This window comes from Kitasatospora sp. NPDC056783 (genome assembly GCF_042789895.1).
GTDB lineage: Bacteria > Actinomycetota > Actinomycetes > Streptomycetales > Streptomycetaceae > Kitasatospora.
Genome location: NZ_JBHUAF010000468.1, coordinates 1 through 5,910, shown reverse-complemented (window position 1 = coordinate 5,910; position 5,910 = coordinate 1). Strand labels below are relative to the sequence as shown.

The 5,910-nt window shown below is 71.6% G+C and carries 4 protein-coding genes; 3 read left to right on the top strand and 1 reads right to left on the bottom strand.

Annotated elements, in window-relative coordinates; all coding sequences use genetic code 11:
• Window positions 1-200 precede the first annotated feature (200 nt).
• Window positions 201-1,808 (bottom strand): chitinase, encoded by a 1,608-nt coding sequence (locus ACFRMQ_RS37005; protein ID WP_380735239.1) that lies wholly within the window; start codon window positions 1,806-1,808, stop codon window positions 201-203.
• 422 nt (window positions 1,809-2,230) lie between these two features.
• On the opposite strand from ACFRMQ_RS37005, the gene ACFRMQ_RS37000 reads away from it, so the two are divergent.
• The 3 genes from ACFRMQ_RS37000 to ACFRMQ_RS36990 all read left to right on the top strand — a co-directional run bounded on the left by ACFRMQ_RS37000 (window position 2,231) and on the right by ACFRMQ_RS36990 (window position 5,795).
• On the top strand, window positions 2,231-3,025 hold the full coding sequence (locus tag ACFRMQ_RS37000; RefSeq protein ID WP_380735238.1) for an isoprenyl transferase: 795 nt from the start codon (window positions 2,231-2,233) through the stop codon (window positions 3,023-3,025).
• 243 nt (window positions 3,026-3,268) lie between these two features.
• Window positions 3,269-4,603: a PhoH family protein gene (locus ACFRMQ_RS36995; RefSeq protein WP_380735237.1), complete on the top strand. Its 1,335-nt coding sequence runs from the start codon at window positions 3,269-3,271 to the stop codon at window positions 4,601-4,603.
• A 433-nt stretch (window positions 4,604-5,036) separates the two neighbouring features.
• The gene (locus tag ACFRMQ_RS36990; protein WP_380735236.1) at window positions 5,037-5,795 is read left to right on the top strand and encodes a transglycosylase SLT domain-containing protein; all 759 of its coding nucleotides are present in this window, start codon (window positions 5,037-5,039) and stop codon (window positions 5,793-5,795) included.
• The last annotated feature ends 115 nt before the right edge of the window (window positions 5,796-5,910 follow it).

The window sequence follows — 5,910 nt, the reverse complement described above, 5'->3', positions numbered from 1 at the left end:
GTCCTGGCGCGGTGAGCGCGCGCCCCCGGACGCCCGCGAGCGCCCGGCGGTAGAAGAGGAGAGAAGAGGAGAACGGAGGAGCCCGCCGTACCGGTTCGGTACGACGGGCCCCGCCGCCGACGCGCAGGCCCCACCCTCAAGGAGCGGCGCGCCGGGGGAGTTGAGCTCTGGTGGCCGGGCCCCCGCGGACCCCGGGCCGATTACGGCATCTTGTGGACGAACGGGCCGACCGTGTTGGAGAACGCGTTGCCGTTGTTGGCGTCCCAGTTGGTCGACCAGGTCATCGCGCCGCGGATGGTGGGCCACTTGGCCGGCGGCACGAAGCTGCCGCAGTTGCTGCCGGTGGCCAGGCAGTCCAGCGCGTTGTTCACCACGGTCGGGGAGACGTAGCCGCCGCCGGCCGCCCTGCTGGAGGCCGGGACGCCGATGCCCACCTGGTCCGGCCGCAGACCGCCCTGGATCTGGGTGCAGACCTGCGAGGTGATGAAGTCGATGGTGCCCTGGGTGTAGACCTTGCCGTCGCAGCCGTTCATGCCGCCCGAGTTGTAGAACTGGGTGTTGACGACGGTGAGGATGTCCTTGGTGTTCAGCGCCAGCTGGAAGTAGGCGCCGGAGGTGTTGTACATCCCGATGGTCTCGGGGGCCATGGTCAGGATGAAGCCGGAGCCGACCTTGGCCTGGAGGGCGTGCAGCGCGTCACCGAGCGGGCCTGCCTGGACGCCGTTCTCCAGGTCGACGTCGATGCCGTCGAAGCCGTAGTCCTTGATGATCGCGTAGGCGCTGTTGACGAAGTTGGCGCCGGCGGTGGCGTTCCCGACGCTGATCGCGCCGTTCTGGCCGCCGATGGAGAGGATGACCTTCTTGCCGGCCGCCTGCTTGGCCTTGATGTCGGCGCGGAACTGGGCGTCGGTGTAGCCGCCGAGCGCCTTGGACAGGCCCGGGTCCAGGGTGAAGCTGATCGCGCCGGTCTGGGTCGGCACGGCGTCGGCGAAGGAGACCGCGATGATGTCGTACGCGCTCTGGACGTCGCTCAGGCGCTGGGCGGTCGCGCCGTTGTCGAAGTTCTGCCAGTAACCGGTGATCGCGTGGGCGGGCAGGCCGGTCGGCGGCTTCGGGGTGGTGGTCGGCGTCGGCGTCGTGGTCGGCGTCGCGGTGGGGGTCGGAGTCTGGGTCGGGGTGGGCGTCGTGGTCGGCGTCGGGGAGGCGGTGGCCGTCTGGGTGGGGGTCGGCGTGGGCGTCGCGGTGGGGGTCGGGGTCGGCGACGGGGTGCCGGTGCCGCCGGGGCCGGCCAGCGTGACGTCGTCGGCCAGGTAGGCGCTCTGGCCGTACCAGCCGTGCAGGTAGACGGTGACGCTGGTGGCGTTCGCCCCGGTGGTGAAGGTGGTGGACAGCTGGTTCCAGCTGTTCTGGTTCGACCACACGGACGGGTCGGTGCCACCGGTGCCGCGCGCCCCGAGGTAGGTGTACGGGCCCTGGACCCAGGCGCTCAGCGTGTAGCTGGTGTTGGGCAGCACGCTGATGGTCTGGGTGCACTCGGCGGTGTCGCCGGCGCCCGGGGTGGCCTGGAGCGCGCCGCTGCCGGAGTGGACCGGGGAGGAGACGGCGGTCGCCGCGCCGGCGCAGACCCAGCCCGTGAGGCCGTTGTCGAACCCGCCGTTGGTGACCAGGTTGCCGACCGCCGCGCTGGCACCGCCGGCGAAGAGGGCGAGGCCGCTGCCGGCCAGTGCGAGGGCGGTGGCACCGGCCGCGACGGCGGGGAGGGGGCTTCGGCGGCGCTTGTGCGAAGGCTGGTTCAGCGTACGGGCCATGGGGTGACGCTCCTGGGGGAGGAGCGGCCGCCGCGGTGGGGGGCGCGGCGGCCGCGTGTGGGGGAGGGCTGTTGCGTCCGAGGTGAGCCGTGGGACGAGGGGAGGATTCGTTTCGTCCCGGATCAAAAGCTGGACTAGACCATTGCGGGTCGTCAAGCATCGGACGGACGGCTTACGGTTCCGTTAAGGAATCGGAGACCGTTCCGTGTCCGCGACAAAAGCTCCCCGCGGCGACCCTGCGGCGACCTCGCGGCGACCCCGCGATCCGCCCGGACGACCCCTGACACGCCGGCCGGGACAGACTTCGTACAGGACCGTGACAAGACCGCTACCTGCGGCTTCACCGCGCACCTGCGGGCGGGAGTAGGCTGCGCCGGGGGCGGAGACGCACCAGTTGAACGAGCACGGAGGGGCCGGGAAAGATGGGTCTGCGCGATGTCGCCGAACGGACGCCGGGGCTGCGCACCCTGCTCGGCGGTATGTACCGGCTCTACGGTCGACGGGTCGAGGTCCACCTCGCGCGCACCCCGCGCCACATCGGCGTGATCCTGGACGGAAACCGCCGCTGGGCCAAGGCGGCCGGCGGCTCCACCGCGTACGGCCACCAGCGCGGCGCCGACAAGATCAGCGAGTTCCTCGGCTGGTGCGACGAGACCCACGTCAAGGTCGTCACCCTCTGGATGCTCTCCACCGACAACCTGGACCGCCCGGCCGACGAGCTCGTCCCGCTGCTCGGCATCATCGAGGACGCCGTCACCGGCCTGGCCGCCGCCCGCCGCTGGCGGGTCAACCCGGTCGGCGCGCTGGACCTGCTCCCGCAGCACACCGCCGACGTGCTCAAGCGGGCCGCCGAGGAGACCTCCGACATCGACGGGATCACCGTCAACGTCGCGGTCGGCTACGGCGGCCGGCACGAGATCGCCGACGCCGTCCGTTCGCTGCTCCAGGAGCAGGCCGGACGCGGCACCTCGATCGAGCAACTGGCCGAGATCCTGACCGTCGAGCACATCTCCGAACACCTGTACACCCGTGACCAGCCCGACCCGGACCTGATCATCCGCACCTCGGGCGAGCAGCGGCTGTCCGGTTTCCTGCTCTGGCAGAGCGCGCACAGCGAGTTCTACTTCTGCGAGGCGTACTGGCCGGCCTTCCGCAAGGTCGACTTCCTGCGCGCCCTGCGGGCCTACGAGCAGCGCAACCGGAGGCTGGGGCTGTAGCCCGGCCGGGGCCGTCGGTCCGGCCCGCCCGGGCCCTGAGGGGAAAATGACCGCCGTAGGCCTGGCCTACCCGGCGTCCACGCGAGGCCAAACGTTCACCGGCAATGATCCGTCAGTTCGCCGGGGGCGCGAATGCACCGTTCCCCGCCTGGGAATACTCCAGTCAGTCCGGCCCCGAGGCCACCGGGGCAGCGGGGGCCGGCTGGACGCGGATGACGCAGGGTCATCCGCTCTGGAGGCCTAGTGGTCAGTTCCAAGAGCCGCCGGACACCAGACCGGCGCACGTACGTTCTCGACACCAGCGTGCTCCTGGCGGACCCGCTCGCCATGACCCGCTTCGAGGAGCACGAGGTCGTCCTCCCGGTGGTGGTCGTCACCGAGCTGGAGGCCAAGCGGCACCACCCGGAGCTGGGCTACTTCGCCCGCCAGGCGCTGCGGCTGCTCGACGACTACCGCATCCGCCACGGCCGGCTCGACGAGCCGATCCCGGTCGGCGAGCTCGGCGGCACCATCCGGGTCGAGCTCAACCACTCCGACGTGTCGATACTGCCGGTCGGCTACCGGGCCGGTGGCGGGGAGGCGGACACCCGGATCCTCGCGGTCGCCCGCAACCTCCAGGCCGAGGGCTACGACGTCACCGTCGTGTCCAAGGACCTGCCGCTGCGGATCAAGGCCAGTTCGGTGGGCCTGCTCGCCGAGGAGTACCGGGCCGAGCTGGCGATCACCTCCGGCTGGACGGGCATGTCCGAACTGCACGTCCCGGCCGACCAGGTGGACGCGCTGTTCGCGGCCGGCCACGAGGCCGGGGTGGACGTCGACGGGGCGGCCGAGCTGCCCGTCCACACCGGGCTGGTGCTGACCTCGGAGCGCGGCCGCGCGCTCGGCCGGGTCACCGGCGACGGCCGGGTGCGGCTGGTGCGCGGTGAGCGCGAGGCGTTCGGGCTGCGCGGGCGCAGCGCCGAACAGCGGGTGGCGCTGGACCTGCTGCTCGACCCGGAGGTCGGCATCGTCTCGATGGGCGGCCGGGCCGGCACCGGGAAGTCGGCGCTCGCGCTGTGCGCGGGGCTGGAGGCGGTGCTGGAGCGGAGGCAGCACCGCAAGGTGATGGTCTTCCGGCCGCTGTACGCGGTCGGCGGCCAGGAGCTCGGCTACCTGCCGGGCAGCGAGGCGGAGAAGATGGGCCCCTGGGCCCAGGCGGTCTTCGACACCCTCTCCGCCGTCACCACGCCGGACGTGATCGAGGAGGTCATCGCCCGCGGCATGCTGGAGGTGCTCCCGCTGACCCACATCCGGGGGCGCTCGCTGCACGACGCCTTCGTGATCGTGGACGAGGCGCAGTCGCTGGAGCGGAACGTCCTGCTGACGGTGCTGTCCCGGATCGGCCAGGGCTCGCGGGTGGTGCTCACCCACGACGTGGCGCAGCGGGACAACCTCCGGGTGGGCCGCTACGACGGCGTGGTGGCGGTGGTGGAGAAGCTGAAGGGCCATCCGCTCTTCGCCCACATCACGCTCACCCGCTCGGAGCGGTCGCCGATCGCGGCGCTGGTCACGGAGATGCTGGAGGACATCAGCCCGTGATCCGACCCTGACCGGGGCACAGTAGGACAATACGGTCAATTCGCGGCCGGGGGCCCGTTCCTGAGGGAGCGGGCCCCATCCGTTTCATCACATCGAGTGCTTTCCGTCCGGGGAACTGCCGTACGGTGAATGTGACATGCGCCACGCGGACGGGAATTGCGTCGACCGTACCCGGTGCGGCATGGTGAGGGTTCTGTCAGGCCCCGCGTACGGCGCGGCAGGGCTTCCGGACTCCGGAGGTCAGGCCCCGGAAAGTCCGCCAACTCCGGTCGGTGGACGCACAATTGAAGACCGTTGAGCTGTACGCCGCCCGATTCCAACGCCCGGTCGCCTCACCTCGGCCGGACGCCGGGCCAGCACCTCCCGTGACCAGAGCACCGTACGGAGGTCCGTGCCAAGGGGCATCTTGCGTCCGCACGGTCACGCGTGGGCGATGCTGGAAGGAATCCATGTGACTCGGATCTCGGTCCGGGGAGTCGCTGTGGCCTCCGCCACCGCCGTCACCGCTGTCGGTGCCGTCGTCGGCATGGCCTCGGGCAGCGAGGGCAAGACCACGCAGACGGTCGACGTCGCCGGCGCGACGCTGCTTGCCGAAGTCCCCTCTGGCGCCCAGGCGCAGACCATCAGTGACAACATCGGCCAGCAGGCATCCGCCCAGCAGGCCTCCGCCGACGCCGCCGCCAAGGCCGCCGCGGAGCAGAAGGCCGCCGAGGAGGCCGCGCGCCAGCAGGCCGCCGCGGACGCCCAGGCGAAGGCCGATGCCCAGGCCAAGGCCGACGCGGAGAAGGCCGCCAAGGCCGCGGACGACAAGCGCAAGGCCGACGAGGCCGCCGCCAACCGCTCCAAGTCGCGTTCGGCGATGGCCGCGGTCGACGACAGCGCGCCCGCCGTCTCGGTCAGCCCCGGCTCGGTCCAGGACCTGGCGCGGCAGATCGTCGGCAGCGACGCCCAGTTCCAGTGCTTCAGCCAGATCGTGAAGCGCGAGAGCGGCTGGGACTACACCGCGACCAACAAGAGCTCGGGCGCGTACGGCCTGGTCCAGGCGCTGCCCGGGAACAAGATGGCCTCGGCCGGTGCCGACTGGCGCACCAACCCGGCGACCCAGATCAAGTGGGGCGTCAGCTACATGAACAGCCGCTACGGCAGTCCCTGTGGCGCGTGGTCGTTCTGGCAGGGCCACAACTGGTACTAGGAACCGCCGCCGCCCGCGGCGGCTCGGTTTCACCCGGCCCCCGGCCTTCCGTCCTCCTCGGGCGGACGGCCGGGGGCCGTGGCGTTCCTTCCCCGCTCGCGGCCCGTCCCGGAGG